Source organism: Streptomyces sp. NPDC006687 (assembly GCF_040636215.1).
GTDB lineage: Bacteria > Actinomycetota > Actinomycetes > Streptomycetales > Streptomycetaceae > Streptomyces.
Genome location: NZ_JBEYJJ010000001.1, coordinates 238,572 through 252,885 on the forward strand (window position 1 = coordinate 238,572; position 14,314 = coordinate 252,885).

13 protein-coding genes and 1 riboswitch are annotated in these 14,314 nt (G+C 70.9%); of the genes, 3 read left to right on the top strand and 10 right to left on the bottom strand.

Annotation, left to right across the window (positions count from 1 at the left end; all coding sequences use genetic code 11):
* Positions 1-235 precede the first annotated feature (235 nt).
* The 10 genes from ABZ716_RS01085 to ABZ716_RS01130 all read right to left on the bottom strand — a co-directional run bounded on the left by ABZ716_RS01085 (position 236) and on the right by ABZ716_RS01130 (position 10,757).
* Positions 236-1,087: a thioesterase family protein gene (locus tag ABZ716_RS01085; protein WP_358813785.1), complete on the bottom strand. Its 852-nt coding sequence runs from the start codon at positions 1,085-1,087 to the stop codon at positions 236-238.
* Between the two features lie 54 nt (positions 1,088-1,141).
* The gene (locus ABZ716_RS01090) at positions 1,142-1,798 is read right to left on the bottom strand and encodes a trimeric intracellular cation channel family protein (protein WP_358813787.1); all 657 of its coding nucleotides are present in this window, start codon (positions 1,796-1,798) and stop codon (positions 1,142-1,144) included.
* Between the two features lie 65 nt (positions 1,799-1,863).
* On the bottom strand, positions 1,864-2,976 hold the full coding sequence (locus ABZ716_RS01095) for a dipeptide ABC transporter ATP-binding protein (RefSeq protein ID WP_358955860.1): 1,113 nt from the start codon (positions 2,974-2,976) through the stop codon (positions 1,864-1,866).
* 5 nt (positions 2,977-2,981) lie between these two features.
* Entirely contained in the window at positions 2,982-4,043 is a 1,062-nt protein-coding gene (locus tag ABZ716_RS01100) for an ABC transporter ATP-binding protein (RefSeq protein ID WP_351879473.1), read from the bottom strand.
* Between the two features lie 32 nt (positions 4,044-4,075).
* The gene (locus tag ABZ716_RS01105) at positions 4,076-5,077 is read right to left on the bottom strand and encodes an ABC transporter permease (protein ID WP_358813789.1); all 1,002 of its coding nucleotides are present in this window, start codon (positions 5,075-5,077) and stop codon (positions 4,076-4,078) included.
* 106 nt (positions 5,078-5,183) lie between these two features.
* On the bottom strand, positions 5,184-6,950 hold the full coding sequence (locus ABZ716_RS01110) for an ABC transporter substrate-binding protein (RefSeq protein ID WP_351878829.1): 1,767 nt from the start codon (positions 6,948-6,950) through the stop codon (positions 5,184-5,186).
* A 41-nt stretch (positions 6,951-6,991) separates the two neighbouring features.
* Positions 6,992-7,984: an ABC transporter permease gene (locus tag ABZ716_RS01115; RefSeq protein WP_351878832.1), complete on the bottom strand. Its 993-nt coding sequence runs from the start codon at positions 7,982-7,984 to the stop codon at positions 6,992-6,994.
* 523 nt (positions 7,985-8,507) lie between these two features.
* Positions 8,508-9,248 carry an enhanced serine sensitivity protein SseB C-terminal domain-containing protein gene (locus ABZ716_RS01120; RefSeq protein WP_358813791.1) on the bottom strand — a complete coding sequence of 247 codons (741 nt, stop codon included), beginning with the start codon at positions 9,246-9,248 and terminating at the stop codon, positions 8,508-8,510.
* Positions 9,249-9,310: 62 nt separating this feature from the next.
* Positions 9,311-10,045, bottom strand: coding sequence for an enhanced serine sensitivity protein SseB (locus ABZ716_RS01125; protein WP_358955569.1), 735 nt, complete (start codon positions 10,043-10,045; stop codon positions 9,311-9,313).
* 100 nt (positions 10,046-10,145) lie between these two features.
* Positions 10,146-10,757, bottom strand: a complete 612-nt coding sequence (locus ABZ716_RS01130) for an AAA family ATPase (RefSeq protein ID WP_358955863.1) — start codon at positions 10,755-10,757, stop codon at positions 10,146-10,148.
* A 275-nt stretch (positions 10,758-11,032) separates the two neighbouring features.
* Positions 11,033-11,136: riboswitch (glycine riboswitch) on the top strand.
* Positions 11,137-11,287: 151 nt separating this feature from the next.
* Between ABZ716_RS01130 and gcvT the strand changes: the two genes are divergently transcribed.
* The 3 genes from gcvT (at position 11,288) to glyA (ending at position 14,147) form a co-directional block, all read left to right on the top strand.
* A complete protein-coding gene (gene gcvT, locus ABZ716_RS01135) occupies positions 11,288-12,403 on the top strand; it encodes a glycine cleavage system aminomethyltransferase GcvT (protein WP_358813793.1) in 1,116 nt (371 codons plus the stop codon).
* An 89-nt stretch (positions 12,404-12,492) separates the two neighbouring features.
* The gene (gene gcvH / locus ABZ716_RS01140) at positions 12,493-12,873 is read left to right on the top strand and encodes a glycine cleavage system protein GcvH (RefSeq protein WP_358813794.1); all 381 of its coding nucleotides are present in this window, start codon (positions 12,493-12,495) and stop codon (positions 12,871-12,873) included.
* A gap of 17 nt (positions 12,874-12,890) precedes the next feature.
* The gene (gene glyA / locus ABZ716_RS01145) at positions 12,891-14,147 is read left to right on the top strand and encodes a serine hydroxymethyltransferase (protein ID WP_042811644.1); all 1,257 of its coding nucleotides are present in this window, start codon (positions 12,891-12,893) and stop codon (positions 14,145-14,147) included.
* Positions 14,148-14,314 lie beyond the last annotated feature (167 nt).

Below are 14,314 nucleotides of genomic sequence, written 5' to 3' on the forward strand. Positions count from 1 at the left end.
GTCCCAACCCGGCGGACCAGACCAGGCGGGCACGGTCCCAACCCGGCGGACCAGACCGGGCGGGCACAGCCCCAACCCGGCGGGCCGGACCAAGCGGGCACGGTCCCGGCCCAGCGGACCAGACCGGGCGGGCGCGGTCCCGGCGCGGCGGGCGCAGCTCTGGCAGGCACGGTTCCGGCCCGGCTCGGCGGGCGCGGCCCGGGGAGGCGCGGGCGGGCCGGGCCCGGCCGGTGGGTCAGCGGGGGGCGCGGGCCAGTTGGCGGGACTGGGCTACCAGGCGGTCCGTCGAGTCCCAGACCTCCGCGTCCTCCTCCAGGAAGCCGCCCGCGAGGTTGCGGGTGACGATGCCGACGCGGAGGGGGCCCGGGGCCGGGCGGTGGCGGACATGGGTGGTGAGCTCCACCGTCGGGGTCCAGCCCAGCAGCCCGAGGTCGAAGGAGGTCGGGGGAAGGGCGTCCACCGCGAGCAGCAGGGACAGCGGGTCCGCGTCGCGGCCGTCGGCCAGCTCGAACCAGGCCCGCATCTCACCCTTGCCCGAGGGCGCCCCGACGGCCCAGCCCGCCGTCGCCGGGTCCAGCCGCAGCCGGAGCCGGTCCACGATGGCGCTGCTGCCCGGGATCGGGGCCGGCCCGGCCTCGGGGCCGAGGCACTCCTCGTAGGGCGGCATGACCGGCGGCCGGGCCACCGTGTGCACGCTGTCGGGGAGCGCGGAGAGGTCCCCGTACGAGGCCAGGACGCGGATGCGCTCGACCTCGGCGCCGTTCTCGTCGAACTGGAACAGCGACGCCTGGCCGGTGGAGAGGGTGCGCCCGCTCCTGACCACCTGGGTGCGGATCACGGCGGGGCCGGGCACGGAGGAGGTGAGGTAGTGGGCCGAGACGGAGAAGGGGTCCGGGTGCGGCAGGGCCGCCGACAGGGCCCGGCCGACCAGGGCCAGCAGATAGCCGCCGTTGACGGCGGTGATGATCGTCCAGCCGGCGGAGAGCTCCGCGTCGTACACCCCGGGCTCGCCCGCGCGGGGCGTGATGGTGGTGTCGCGGTCGAACTCGCTGTCGCCGATGGATGCCTTGGCCGCTGCGTGTGACATGGCATCGACGGTACACGCGGAAGCTACTAAGCGGTAGCTTTTCCGGGGCGAGAACTAGGGTTCTTCGGCCACCGAGGAGCGGCGGTTCCAGGCCAGCGGAGCCCGCCAGTGAAACTGCATCGCCAGGATGCGCAGGACGAAGGTGGTGACCGTCGCCAGGGCGCTGGTCAGCGGGTTCAGCAGGTCGAAGCTGATGAACAGGGCCACCATCGAGGCGCCGACCACGGCGGGGACGGCGTACATCTCGCGGTCGCGCAGGAGCGAGGGGACCTCGTTGGCGATGACGTCGCGCAGGACGCCGCCGCCGACGGCCGTCGCCACGCCCAGGGCGGCGGAGGAGGTCAGGCCGAGGCCGTACTCGTACGCCTTGGTGGTGCCCGACACGCAGAACAGGCCGAGTCCGGCGGCGTCGCAGACGTTGATGGCCCGGTTGATGCGCTGGACCTCGGGGTGCAGGAAGAAGACCAGCGCGGCGGCCAGCAGGGGCGTCACGAAGAAGCTGAGCTCGCTGAAGGCCGCGGGCGGGACGGCGCCGATGCACAGGTCGCGGAAGAGGCCGCCGCCGAGGGCGGTGACGAGGGCGAGCACGGCGATGCCGAAGACGTCGAAGTTCTTGCGGACGGCGAGGAGGGCGCCGGCCAGGGCGAAGACGAAGATGCCCGCGAGGTCCAGGGCGTGCTGGATGCCGGGCGGGAAGAGATCGTGGAGCACGTCTCATTGTCGCCCGGGCGGCAGGCCCCGCCGACCGCCCGCGGGCGGTCGGCGGGGCCCCGGGCTCACACGCCGGCGGGGCTGGACTCGGCCGGGGCCTGGTCCGGGGCGTTCTCCGGGTGGTGGCAGGCGACCTGGTGGCCCGTCTTGAGGGCGACCAGCGGCGGGTCCTGCGTCTTGCAGACCTCCGTGGCCTTCCAGCAGCGGGTGTGGAAACGGCAGCCGGACGGCGGGGAGATCGGCGAGGGGACGTCGCCCTTGAGCAGGATGCGCCCGCTCTTGACCCCGCGCCGCCTGGGGTCCGGGACGGGGACGGCGGACAGCAGGGCGGTGGTGTACGGGTGCATCGGGGACTCGTACAGGGACTTGCGGTCGGCCAGCTCCACGATCTTGCCCAGGTACATCACCGCGATGCGGTCCGAGACGTGACGGATGACCGACAGGTCGTGCGCGATGATCACGTACGTGAGGCCGAGCTCCTGCTGGAGGTCGTCCAGCAGGTTGACCACCTGGGCCTGGATCGACACGTCCAGGGCCGAGACCGGCTCGTCCGCGACGACGAGCTTGGGGTTGAGGGCCAGGGCGCGGGCGATGCCGATGCGCTGGCGCTGGCCGCCCGAGAACTCGTGCGGGTAGCGGTTGTAGTGCTCCGGGTTGAGCCCGACCACGGACAGCAGGCGCTGGACCTCCGCCTTGACCCCGCCCTCCGGGGTGACGCCCTGGAGCCGGAAGGGGGCCGAGACGATCCCGCCGACCGTGTGGCGCGGGTTCAGGGAGCCGTACGGGTCTTGGAAGATCATCTGGATGTCGCGGCGGAGCGGGCGCATCTGCTGGACGCCCAGGTGCGTGATGTCCTGGCCCTCGAACTCGATGCGGCCGCCGGACGGCTCCAGCAGGCGGGTGATGAGGCGGCCCATCGTCGACTTGCCGCAGCCGGACTCGCCGACGACGCCGAGGGTCTCACCGCGCCGGACCTCGAAGTCGATGCCGTCGACGGCCTTGACGGCCCCGGTCTGCCGGCGCAGCAGCCCCTTGTTGATGGGGAAGTGCTTGACCAGCCCGGTCACCTTCAGGAGCGTCTGCGCCCCGTCCTGCGCGCTCGCGGAGTCCTTCGCGTTCACGGAGTCCTTCGCGCTCGCGGATTCCTTCGCGGAGCCCGTGGCGGCGTCCTTGTTCATGTCGGTCACAGCTTCGGCGCAATCTCTTCGGTCCAGATCCGGGTCCGCTCCTCCTGCGACATGTGGCAGGCGGACCAGTGCCCGCCGCCGTCCTCGGTCAGCTCGGGCCGCTGGGTGCGGGTGATGCCGCCCTTGGGCACGTCGGCGTAGGGGCACCGGGGGTTGAAGGCGCAGCCGCTCGGGATGTTGATGAGGCTGGGCGGCGAGCCCTTGACCGGGATGAGCCGGTCGGTCTGGTCGCGGTCGATGCGCGGCATGGAGCCGAGCAGGCCCCAGGTGTAGGGGTGCCGGGGCTCGTAGAAGACCTTCTCGGCGGAGCCCCGCTCCACGCAGCGGCCGCCGTACATCACGAGGAGGTCGTCGGCCATCTCGGCGACCACACCGAGATCGTGCGTGATCATGATGACCGCGGAGCCGAACTCCTTCTGCAGGTCGCGGATCAGGTCGAGGATCTGCGCCTGGACGGTGACGTCCAGGGCGGTGGTCGGCTCGTCAGCGATGAGCAGTTCGGGGTTGTTGACCAGGGCCATCGCGATCATCGCGCGCTGGCGCATACCGCCGGAGAACTCGTGGGGGTAGGCGTCCACGCGCTGGTGGGGCTCGGGGATGCCGACCCGGTCGAGCATCTCCACGGCCCGGGTGCGGGCCGTCTTCTTGTCGACGTCGTGGTGGGTCCGGTACGCCTCGATGATCTGCTTGCCCACCGAGTAGTACGGGTGCATCGCGGACAGCGGGTCCTGGAAGACCATCGCCATCTTGCGGCCGCGCAGCCGCCGGACGTGGTCGGCGTCGGCGCTGACGAGCTCCTCGCCGTCCAGGACGACCTCGCCCGAGATGTGCGGGCGGCTGCGGGCGTTGCCCGTGCGGTGCAGGCCCATGATGGCCAGCGAGGTAACGGACTTGCCGGAGCCGGACTCGCCCACGATGCCGAGGGTCTTGCCGCGTTCGAGGTCGAAGGAGAGGCCGTCGACGGACTTCACGAGCCCGTCGTCGGTGGGGAAGTGCACCTTCAGGTCGCGCACGGACAGGAAGGGGGCCCCGTCGCGCGGGCCCGCCTGCTCGGGCACGAAGGCGGGCGCGCCGTTGTTCTGGTTCTCGGTCACGTCAGCCTCACGCGCGGGTCGATGACGGCGTACAGCAGGTCCACGATCAGGTTGGCCAGTACCACGAAGAGCGCGGCCAGCAGGGTGACGCCCATGATCACGGGCAGGTCGCCCTGGCTGATGGCGGCCACGGCCGCCGTCCCCAGGCCCTGGAAGTTGAACGTGGTCTCGGTGAGCACCGCGCCGCCGAGGAGGCCGCCGAGGTCCAGGCCGAACATGGTGACGACCGGGGTGAGCGTGGAGCGCAGGGCGTGCTTGCGGATGACCACGCCCTCCTTGAGGCCCTTGGCGCGGGCGGTGCGGATGTAGTCCTCGCCGAGGACTTCGAGCATGGTGGCCCGGGTGATACGGGCGTAGGTCGCGGCGAAGAGGAAGGCGAGGGTGACCCAGGGCAGGATCAGGCTGTTAAGCCAGGCCAGCGGATCCTCGGTCAGGGGGCGGTAGTTGGAGACCTTCAGCCAGCCGAGGCTGTAGACGAAGATCGCGGGGGCGACCATGCCGGTGAAGAAGATCGGCAGGGAGACGCCGGCCAGCGCGCCGACCATCACCGTGCGGTCGATGGCGGTCCTGCGTTTGAGTGCCGAGATGACGCCGGTGGCCACGCCCGCGATCACCCAGATGACCGCCGCGCCGAGGGCGAGCGAGAGGGTGACCGGGATGCGGTCCATCATCGTGTCCCAGACGGGCGCCTCGGTCTTGAAGGAGTAGCCGAAGCACGGGGCCGCGCAGTGCGTGACGCCCGTGCCGCCGTCGTAGTCGCGGCCGGCGAAGATTCCCTTGACGAAGAGCAGGTACTGCTCGGAGATCGGCTTGTCGAAGCCCATCTTCACGCGGATGCCCGCCAGGGCGGTCTCGTTGGTCTCGCGTCCGGCGTACATGAGCGCGGGATCGCTGCCGGTCAGCTTCGGGACCGCGAAGAAGATGCCGAAGGTGACCACGGAGACCACCAGCAGCGTGGCGGCGACGTTGAACAGCCGCCGTATGAGGTAGACGAGCACTGCAGTCGGCCGCCCGGCGCGGGTGGCCGCCGCCCCTCGTGGGGACGGCGGCCACCGCCTGCGGCCTTCACCTGCCCTTCGGACTAGCGCATGTGCGGTGAAAGGGTTACTGCTTGATGCCCACGGTGGCGAGGTCGATCTTGCCGAAGGACTCGTTGAAGTAGACGTTCGTCAGGCGCGGGTTGTGGTAGACGAGCGCCTTGTCGAAGTTGATCGGCAGGTAGAGCGCCTTCTCCATGACCTTCTGGTTGATCTGGGTGTAGAAGGGCGCGGCCTCTTCCGGAGTCTTGGTGGCGGCCGTCTTGAAGAGGCCGTTGATCTCCGGGTCGTTGATCATCGAGTAGTTGTTGTTGCCGTTCGGCAGGATGAACGAGCCGTCGACCAGCGGCTGGAGGAAGCCCGAGCCGGAGTTGTAGTCGGCGCCCCAGCCCATCACGATGATGCCGTAGTTCTTCTTCTTCACGTTCTCGGGCGAACCGATCACGGAGGAGTTGAGCTTGCCGTCGTACTGGTCGATCGTCGCCTTGATGCCGACCTTGGCGAGGGACGCCTGGAGGGACTCGGCGGTCTTCACCTCGGGCGCCTTGTTGTTGCGCACCGCGATGGTGGTCTCGAACCCGTCCGGCTTACCGCACGCCTTGAGGGCCTCCTTGGCCTTGGCCTCCTGCGGCTTGCCCTTCGTCAGGTTGAAGGGGTCGTAGTTCTTGTCCGAGCCGGGGACACCGGGCGGCAGCATGTTCGCGCCGAGGTCACCGCTGGTCGGGCCGCCGCGGGCGGTCTGCAGGGACTTCGGGTCGGCCGCGTAGATGACGGCCTTGCGGCACTCGATGTTGTCGAACGGCGCGACCGTGGTCGGGAAGACGAAGTAGCGGATGTAGCCCGTGAACGGGTTGTCCGCGTTCTTCTTGAGGTTCGCGTCCTTGAGGATCTTGTTCTTCGCGGCCTGCTGCACACCGGTGCCGTCGATCGCGAGGTCGATGTCACCGGAGAGCAGGCGCTGGTCCATGTCGTCCGGGTTGGTGGTCACCGTGAAGGAGACCTTGTCCGGCAGGCCCTTGCGGATCGGGTCCGTCTTCGGGTCCCAGTTCTCGTTGCGGACGAAGGTCGCGCCCTTGCCGGCGGTGAAGCTCTCCACCTTGTACGGGCCGGTCGAGAGCGGCTTGTTGGTGTAGGTGGCGCCCGTGTCCTTGGCCGCCGGGACGGGCGAGGAGGTCGGCATGGCCAGCAGGTAGCTGAAGTCGGCGTTGGCGCTCGCCAGGTTGAAGACGATCGTCTTGTCGTCCGGCGTCTGGACGGACTTCAGACCCATCTTGTCCGGGTCGGTGTCCTTGTACGGGCCGGGGTACTTCTGACCCTGGTCGAGGAGGTCGATCAGGTAGGTCGGGCCGCCCGACAGCACGTCCTGCGCGAAGACGCGCTCGATGCCGTACTTGACGTCCTTCGAGGTGATCGGCGTGCCGTCCTCGAACTTCACCCCGTCCTTGAGCTTCAGGGTGTAGGTCTTGCCGTCGTTGGTCACGACCGGCAGGGCCTCGGCGAGGTCGGGGACCGCCTTGGTGCCGTCCTTGCCGGGCTTCGCGTCGTAGGCGAGCAGGCTGCGGACGTACAGGCGCTGGAGGTCCCAGACGAAGCCGTAGTAGGCGCGCTGCGGGTCGAGGTAGTCGACGTCCTGGGGGGACCAGAGCTTGAGCTCGCCGCCCTTGGCGTCGGAGGCGTTGATCACGCCTTCGGCGGCGCCGCTGTAGCCCTTGGCGCTCTCGGCGTCACCGCTCTTGCCGTCGTTCGACGTGTCGCTGCCGCCCCCACACGCGGCGGTCAGCGACAGGGCGGCGATCACGGCGGTGATCGCGAGAGCCTGCTTTCTGCGGATCACGGTTGTCCAACCTCCATAGGTGGATGAATCGAAGAAGCGGTTCAGCTGCCCTTGGGGTCGAGTGCGTCACGCAGCCCGTCCCCGAAGAGGTTGAACGCCAGGACGGTGATGAAGATCGTCATACCGGGGACCACCATGTACATGGGGTCGTCCTGGTAGATGGGGACGGCGTCGGAGAGCATCTTTCCCCAGGACGAGGTGGGGGGCTTGACGCCGGCGCCCAGGAAGCTGAGGGCCGCTTCCGTCAGAATGTTGGTCGGGATGATCAGCGTGGTGTAGACGAGGATCGGCGCCACCAGGTTGGGCATCAGTTCCTTGACGAGGATGTAGCCGCGGCCGGCCCCGAGGCTGCGCGCCGCCTCGACGTACTCGCGTTCCCGCAGGGAGATGGTCTGGCCGCGGACGATGCGTCCGATGTACGGCCAGCCGAAGAAGCCGATGACCAGGATGAGCACGCCCATCCGTACGCCCGAACCCTCGAACCCCCAGACGGAGTTGGGGACGACGGAGACCAGGGCGATGGTGAACAGCAGCTGCGGGAAGGCCAGCAGCAGGTCCATGACGCGGCTGATGAGGCCGTCGACCCAGCCGCCGATGAATCCGGCGAGGGCCCCGAGGAAGCTGCCGAGGACCACCGAGACGAAGGCGGCCAGGAAGGCGACGATCAGGGAGATGCGGGCGCCGTAGACGATCCGGCTGAAGACGTCGCGGCCGTTGGTCGGCTCGACGCCCAGCAGGAAGTCGGAGCTCACGCCGCCGAAGGAGCCGAGCGGTGTGCCCAGATCGGGGTCGATCAGGTCCTCGTGGAACTCGTTGGGGTCATGGCCCAGCAGGTTCACGATCAGCGGCGCGAAGATCGCCACCAGGATCAGGAAGATCACGACCACACCGCCGGTCAGCGCGACCTTGTCGCGCTTCAGCCGCATCCAGGCGATGCGTCCGGGAGAGCGGCCTTCGATGGCCTTGGCAGGGACGTCGGCTACGGACACGGGTGCGGGAGTCTCCGCGCTCATGTCGTGCAGTGGTGCCGTCATCGTGGTGGGGACCCCTCTCGGCCGACGGGTGGTCGGCCCATGCCCGCCGCTGTGGCGGCGTTGGTGCGGAGTGGCGCTCGGTGTGCTCGGACCCCGGCGGAACGCCGGGTGAGGTGCCGGAAGTGCAGGGTGGAGCGGGGGAATTGCGAAGACTTCCGAACCGGGTCCTGGAGGACTGACCGGCTCTTGGGTGGGGAGTCTTCATCGGGCGCTCGACCAGCCGCCAGACCCGCAGATGAAAGGATGCGCAACCGTGATCTGAGGCGTGGGTTCCCGTTATCCGGACTGTGCTCGCGGCTCAGCGGAGCAACACCGCCCGTTCGGTACGCAAACGGACATGGGGCCCAACTCTGCGGAGTTTCCCGCAGATTGGACGCCCATGGGGGGTGAAATCCGGGCAAGACGAAGGCCGCCGGGAGCAGGTGCTCCCGACGGCCCGAGGTCACCGCGGACGGCCCGTCTCACGGTGCGGACGTACCTGAAATGTCCCTGTAACAGACGGGTACGGGGCCCGGCGGCGGCCTCAGTAGGCGGCCGCCTGCCCCTCACGGTCGTAGAAGGGCCGGGTCTGCGCGCGCAGCCACATGGCCACGGGGTCGTGCTCGTCCGCCAGCGCCACCGTGCACACCGGAACGCCCTCGGGCACCGCGCCGACCGACTGGCGCATCATCTCCCGTACGGATTCCAGGGCGGGCGCCGAGGCGTCGTACAGGTCGAGCCCGACGGCGAGGTACGCCGACCCCAGCGCGGGCTGCACCCAGGCGCGGCGCAGCGAGCGGACGGCGGGGGTGCGGTGGGCGTGCTGGGTCAGCAGCCCGTAGAACTGCGGGAGCTCCAGCGCGGGCTCGGACAGCCGCAGCGGGCCGGCCGGCATCCGCTCCAGGCCGGTCGCGACCCGGCGCAGGTCCGCCCAGGGGATGCCGAGGCCGCCGCCCTGGGCGTGCGGGTTGATCCACAGGCCCCAGCGGTCGGGGTAGAGGGCGCGGGCGATGTCCCGACCGGTGACCACCTCGTACCCGCGGTTCCAGCCGCTGGCGGCCAGCTCCTGCGGGGAGGTCACGCAGGGGGCGTAGCCGAGGCCCTCGACCTCCATGCCGCCGTACTGGGCGTCGGCAGAGCCCGGCTGCCCCTGCCAGAGCAGCATCCACAGCCGGCCCTCGGTGAGGGCGTGCAGGAATGACTCGTAGCTCTCATAGCGCCCGGGAGTCACCTGGCGCAGCATGTGCTCGACCTGCCCGGCCGCGGCCGTGCCTGACGCACTCACCCGGTACCCCTCTTCGTCTTCGTCCGCCCGTCGTCTCCACGTCCGGAACAGCTTAAGCGGCGCTACGGCAGGTAGAAGGGGCGCACGCGCTCTCGAATCCAGTCCGTGACCGGGTCCTCCGCGGCCTCCAGCAGGATCAACTGCACCGGCCAGGGCGCCGGTACGCGGGCCAGCGCGCGGCCGAGCGCCTCCAGCGGGGCGGCCCGGGAGACGGGGTCCCATCCCGCCAGCTGGACACCGATGTAGAGCTCGGGGGCCTTGCCCTCGACGCTGGCCAGGCAGCGGTGGGCGGCGCGGACCACCCCGGTGGCACGGAACTCCTCGGCGGCGGCGGCGAGGAGGTCGACGGGGTCGTCCTGCCAGTCGGGCTCGAACAGCCGGACCCGGGCGCCGGTGGCGGGGCCGTCGAGCTCGCTGCGCCCGGCGCGGCAGAGCTGGGCGACGGCGGCGGGGGGCAGCGGGACGCCGACGGCGCCCTCGGGGTTCACGGCGATGCCGAGCTGCGGGGGCAGGCCGCGGGCGAACTCGACGGCGGGGGCTACCGCGAAGTCCATGGCGGGGCCGGCGGCGAAGCGGAACTGGGCCTCCGAGCTGTAGACGGGGACGTACGCCTCGCCGCCGATCAGCATCGTGGGCAGGTCGAGGGAGGCACTGTCGGGGCCGCCGCCCTGCGGGAGCGGGACCCAGACGTGGCTGCGGCCGAGGACCTCCAGGATGCGGGGGCCGGCGTCCGGCTGCCCCAGGGCCGCCCCGAGCACCTGCTCCAACTCGTTCGCCGGCCAGCCGTTGCCCTGCATGTACCCCTGCCCTCCGTGTGGGTCCCGCCGATGTCGCCCCGAGGCTATCTCTCCCGGGGCTGCGCCCGGACCCCGCGCCTCCCTCGCCGGCGGGGCCGGTTCAGGTGAAGGTGATGTCCGTCAGGGCCGCCGCCGTGGGGCGGTCCAGGAGGGTGGTGGTGGCGCAGCCCCGGGGGGAGCGGCCCGAGGCGGCGGCGGCCAGGAGGCGGCCCACCGCCGCGCGGTGGCGGGCGAAGGCGTACGAGGAGACGCCGCGGCCGCGGGCGGCCTGGCCCGCGAGGGCCTCCTCCGGGGAGGCGTCCAGCAGGAGCAGGTGCAGGCGCCGGCCCCGGCGTCGGGCGGTGGCCGCCAGGAGGGCCCGGACCCACCGCTGGGTGCCGCAGTCGTGGACGACCAGAGAGGCTCCGGAGCGCAGCTCGCGCCAGAGCGTCCAGTAGTGGGCGGCGCGGACCAGCGGCCGGTACGCCCCGTACGGCAGCGCCTTCGGCATCCGGCGCTCCCAGCGCTCGCGGACGTCCTGGGAATCGATGCCGCCGCCCGGCGCCGCCCGCTTGATCAGGGTGCTCTTGCCGCCGCCCGGCAGCCCGGACACCACCACGATGTCCCCGGCCGGGAAGCTCAGCCGCCGCGGGCCCCGGGCGGGGCATCCGCGCAGGTCGCGGACGGTCCCGGCGGCCCGGGCGGCGAAGGGCCGGGCCCTCGCAGCCTCCACCGCTCCGGCACTGGTCACCACTCCGGATCTCCGCACCGTGATCGTCTCCCCCCGAGTCGGGCCGCGAGGGCCCCCTGCCCGCTGAATGTAAAGAGACGGTAATCCGGGCGTGGCGGTTCCGGGCGGGCCGTCCGGCCCCTGGGACCCTGCCGGGCCGCGCGGGGCCGTGCGGGACCGCCGGGGGCCGCACGCGTTCTTCCGGGCCCCCCTGCCCGCTTCCGCCCGTCCCGTGCAATGATGTGCGCCAACTGGACACCAACTGCATACCGGCCGCTTGAATCCGCGCGGGAGAGTCCCGGCAGGCCGTGAGGCCGTGCCCGGGCGCCGAAGGAGCAAGTTCCTCCCTTGAATCTCTCAGGCCCCGTACCGCGTGGATGAGGCAGATCTGAAAAGCGGGCTGTCCGACAGCTCCACCCAAGGTGCAAGCCGGCGTTCCCCTGGGGAACTCCTGGCGAACCTCTCAGGTTCCGATGACAGATGGGGAGGATCGTCCTCGTCATGTCATGCCCTGGGACCCGGGAGCCACACCCATGAGCACTGCCCCCCGCCTGACCGCGCTCGACGCGCTGCACCGTTCGCTCGGTGCGACCATGACCGACTTCGCGGGCTGGGACATGCCGCTGCGCTACGCCAGTGAGCGCGACGAGCACAACGCCGTCCGGACCAAGGCCGGCCTGTTCGACCTCTCCCACATGGGCGAGATCACCGTCCACGGCCCCGAGGCCGTCAAGGCCCTCGACTACGCCCTCGTCGGCAACATCTCCACCGTCGGCGTCGGCCGCGCCCGCTACACGCACATCTGCCAGGAGGACGGCGGCATCCTGGACGACCTGATCGTCTACCGCCTCGGCGAGACCGAGTACATGGTCGTCGCCAACGCCTCCAACGCCCAGGTGGTGCTCGACGCGCTCACCGAGCGCGCCGCCGGCTTCGACGCCGAGGTCCGCGACGACCGCGACGCGTACGCGCTGATCGCCGTGCAGGGCCCCGAGTCCCCCGGCATCCTCGCCTCGCTGACCGACGCCGACCTGGACGGCCTGAAGTACTACGCCGGCCTGCCGGGCACCGTCGCGGGCGTGCCCGCGCTGATCGCCCGGACCGGCTACACCGGCGAGGACGGCTTCGAGCTGTTCATCGCCCCCGAGCACGCCGTGGAGCTGTGGCAGGCGCTGACGAAGGCGGGCGAGGGCGTCGGCCTGGTCCCGGCCGGCCTGTCCTGCCGCGACACCCTGCGCCTGGAAGCGGGCATGCCGCTGTACGGGCACGAGCTGACCACCTCCCTCACGCCCTTCGACGCCGGGCTGGGCCGGGTCGTGAAGTTCGAGAAGGAGGGCGACTTCGTGGGCCGCGCCGCCCTGGAGGCCGCCGCCGAGCGCGCCGCCTCGCAGGCCCCGCGCAAGCTGGTCGGCCTGGTCGCCGAGGGCCGCCGGGTCCCGCGCGCCGGCTTCCCCGTGGTCGCCGGCGGCCAGGTCGTCGGCGAGGTCACCTCCGGCGCCCCGTCGCCGACGCTGGGCAAGCCGATCGCGATGGCGTACGTCGACGCGGAGTACGCCGCGCCCGGGACCTCCGGCGTCGGCGTGGACATTCGCGGTACGCATGAGCCGTACGAGGTCGTGGCCCTGCCGTTCTACAAGCGGCAGAAGTGACCCCCGGGTCCCCAGGACCCCGCCGGCCCGCCGCCGGCACGCAAGACCACCGTTCGTATCCACCTCCCCGCATCCAGGAGAATCAGGTCATGAGCAACCCCCAGCAGCTGCGCTACACCAAGGAACACGAGTGGCTGTCGGACGTCGTCGACGGCGTCGCGACGGTTGGCATCACGGAGTTCGCGGCCACCGCGCTCGGTGACGTCGTCTACGCCCAGCTCCCCGCGGTCGGCGACACCGTCACCGAGGGCGAGACCTGTGGCGAGCTGGAGTCGACCAAGTCGGTCAGCGACCTGTACTCCCCGGTCTCCGGTGAGATCGTCGAGTTCAACCAGGACGTCGTCGACGACCCGGCGCTGGTGAACTCCGCCCCCTTCGAGGGCGGCTGGCTGTTCAAGGTGAAGCTCTCGGAGGAGCCCAAGGACGCGCTCTCCTACGACGAGTACACCGCCCTCACCGCCGGTAACTGACACCCCAGGGGATCCTGATGTCCGTTCTGAACACCCCGCTCCACGAGCTCGACCCCGACGTCGCCGCCGCCGTCGACGCCGAGCTGGTGCGCCAGCAGTCCACCCTGGAAATGATCGCGTCGGAGAACTTCGCTCCGGTCGCCGTCATGGAGGCCCAGGGCTCGGTCCTGACCAACAAGTACGCCGAGGGCTACCCGGGCCGCCGCTACTACGGCGGCTGCGAGCACGTCGACGTGGTCGAGCAGATCGCCATCGACCGCATCAAGGCGCTGTTCGGCGCCGAGGCCGCGAACGTCCAGCCGCACTCCGGTGCGCAGGCCAACGCCGCCGCGATGTTCGCGCTGCTGAAGCCGGGCGACACGATCATGGGCCTGAACCTGGCCCACGGCGGTCACCTGACCCACGGCATGAAGATCAACTTCTCCGGCAAGCTCTACAACGTGGTCCCGTACCACGTCGACGAGTCCGGCCAGGTGGACATGGCCGAGGTCGAGCGCCTCGCCAAGGAGTCCAAGCCGCAGCTGATCGTCGCCGGCTGGTCCGCCTACCCGCGCCAGCTGGACTTCGCCGCCTTCCGCCGGATCGCGGACGAGGTCGGCGCGTACCTGATGGTCGACATGGCCCACTTCGCGGGCCTGGTCGCCGCGGGCCTGCACCCCAACCCGGTGCCGCACGCCCACGTCGTCACCACCACCACGCACAAGACCCTCGGCGGTCCGCGCGGCGGTGTCATCCTGTCGACGCAGGAGCTGGCCAAGAAGATCAACTCCGCGGTCTTCCCGGGCCAGCAGGGCGGTCCGCTGGAGCACGTGATCGCGGCCAAGGCCGTCTCCTTCAAGGTCGCGGCCTCGCCCGAGTTCAAGGAGCGCCAGGAGCGCACCCTGGAGGGCGCGAAGATCATCGCCGAGCGCCTGGTCCAGCCGGACGTCACCGAGGTGGGCGTCTCCGTCCTCTCCGGCGGCACCGACGTGCACCTGGTCCTGGTCGACCTGCGCAACTCCGAGCTGGACGGCCAGCAGGCCGAGGACCGGCTCCACGAGATCGGCATCACGGTCAACCGGAACGCCATCCCGAACGACCCGCGCCCGCCGATGGTCACCTCGGGTCTGCGCATCGGTACGCCGGCCCTGGCCACCCGTGGCTTCGGTGCCGAGGACTTCCGCGAGGTCGCCGAGATCATCGCGCAGGCCCTGAAGCCGGCGTTCGACGCGGACGACCTCAAGGCGCGCGTCTCCGCGCTCGCCGCGAAGTTCCCGCTGTACCCGTCGCTCTAGTCACGGCCAGGAGGGGTCCGGCCTTGTTCCGCACAGGGCCGGGCCCCTTCCTGTCTTCTTCCCCGGCCCCCTCCCCCGCCGGGGCCACCGGAACGCGAGCTGACTCACGTCCGGCGGACCCCTTCCCGAGCCGAAACGTTCATCTCCACGCGTTACGCTCGACTGCC

Bases quoted from the DNA above. Each gene is read 5' to 3' on its own strand.
- ABZ716_RS01085 (WP_358813785.1), bottom strand. From the start codon at position 1,087: ATGTCACACGCAGCGGCCAAGGCATCCATCGGCGACAGCGAGTTCGAC.
- gcvH (WP_358813794.1), top strand. From the start codon at position 12,493: ATGAGCAACCCCCAGCAGCTGCGCTACACCAAGGAACACGAGTGGCTG.
- ABZ716_RS01125 (WP_358955569.1), bottom strand. From the start codon at position 10,045: ATGCAGGGCAACGGCTGGCCGGCGAACGAGTTGGAGCAGGTGCTCGGG.
- ABZ716_RS01095 (WP_358955860.1), bottom strand. From the start codon at position 2,976: ATGAACAAGGACGCCGCCACGGGCTCCGCGAAGGAATCCGCGAGCGCG.
- gcvT (WP_358813793.1), top strand. From the start codon at position 11,288: ATGAGCACTGCCCCCCGCCTGACCGCGCTCGACGCGCTGCACCGTTCG.
- ABZ716_RS01115 (WP_351878832.1), bottom strand. From the start codon at position 7,984: ATGACGGCACCACTGCACGACATGAGCGCGGAGACTCCCGCACCCGTG.
- glyA (WP_042811644.1), top strand. From the start codon at position 12,891: ATGTCCGTTCTGAACACCCCGCTCCACGAGCTCGACCCCGACGTCGCC.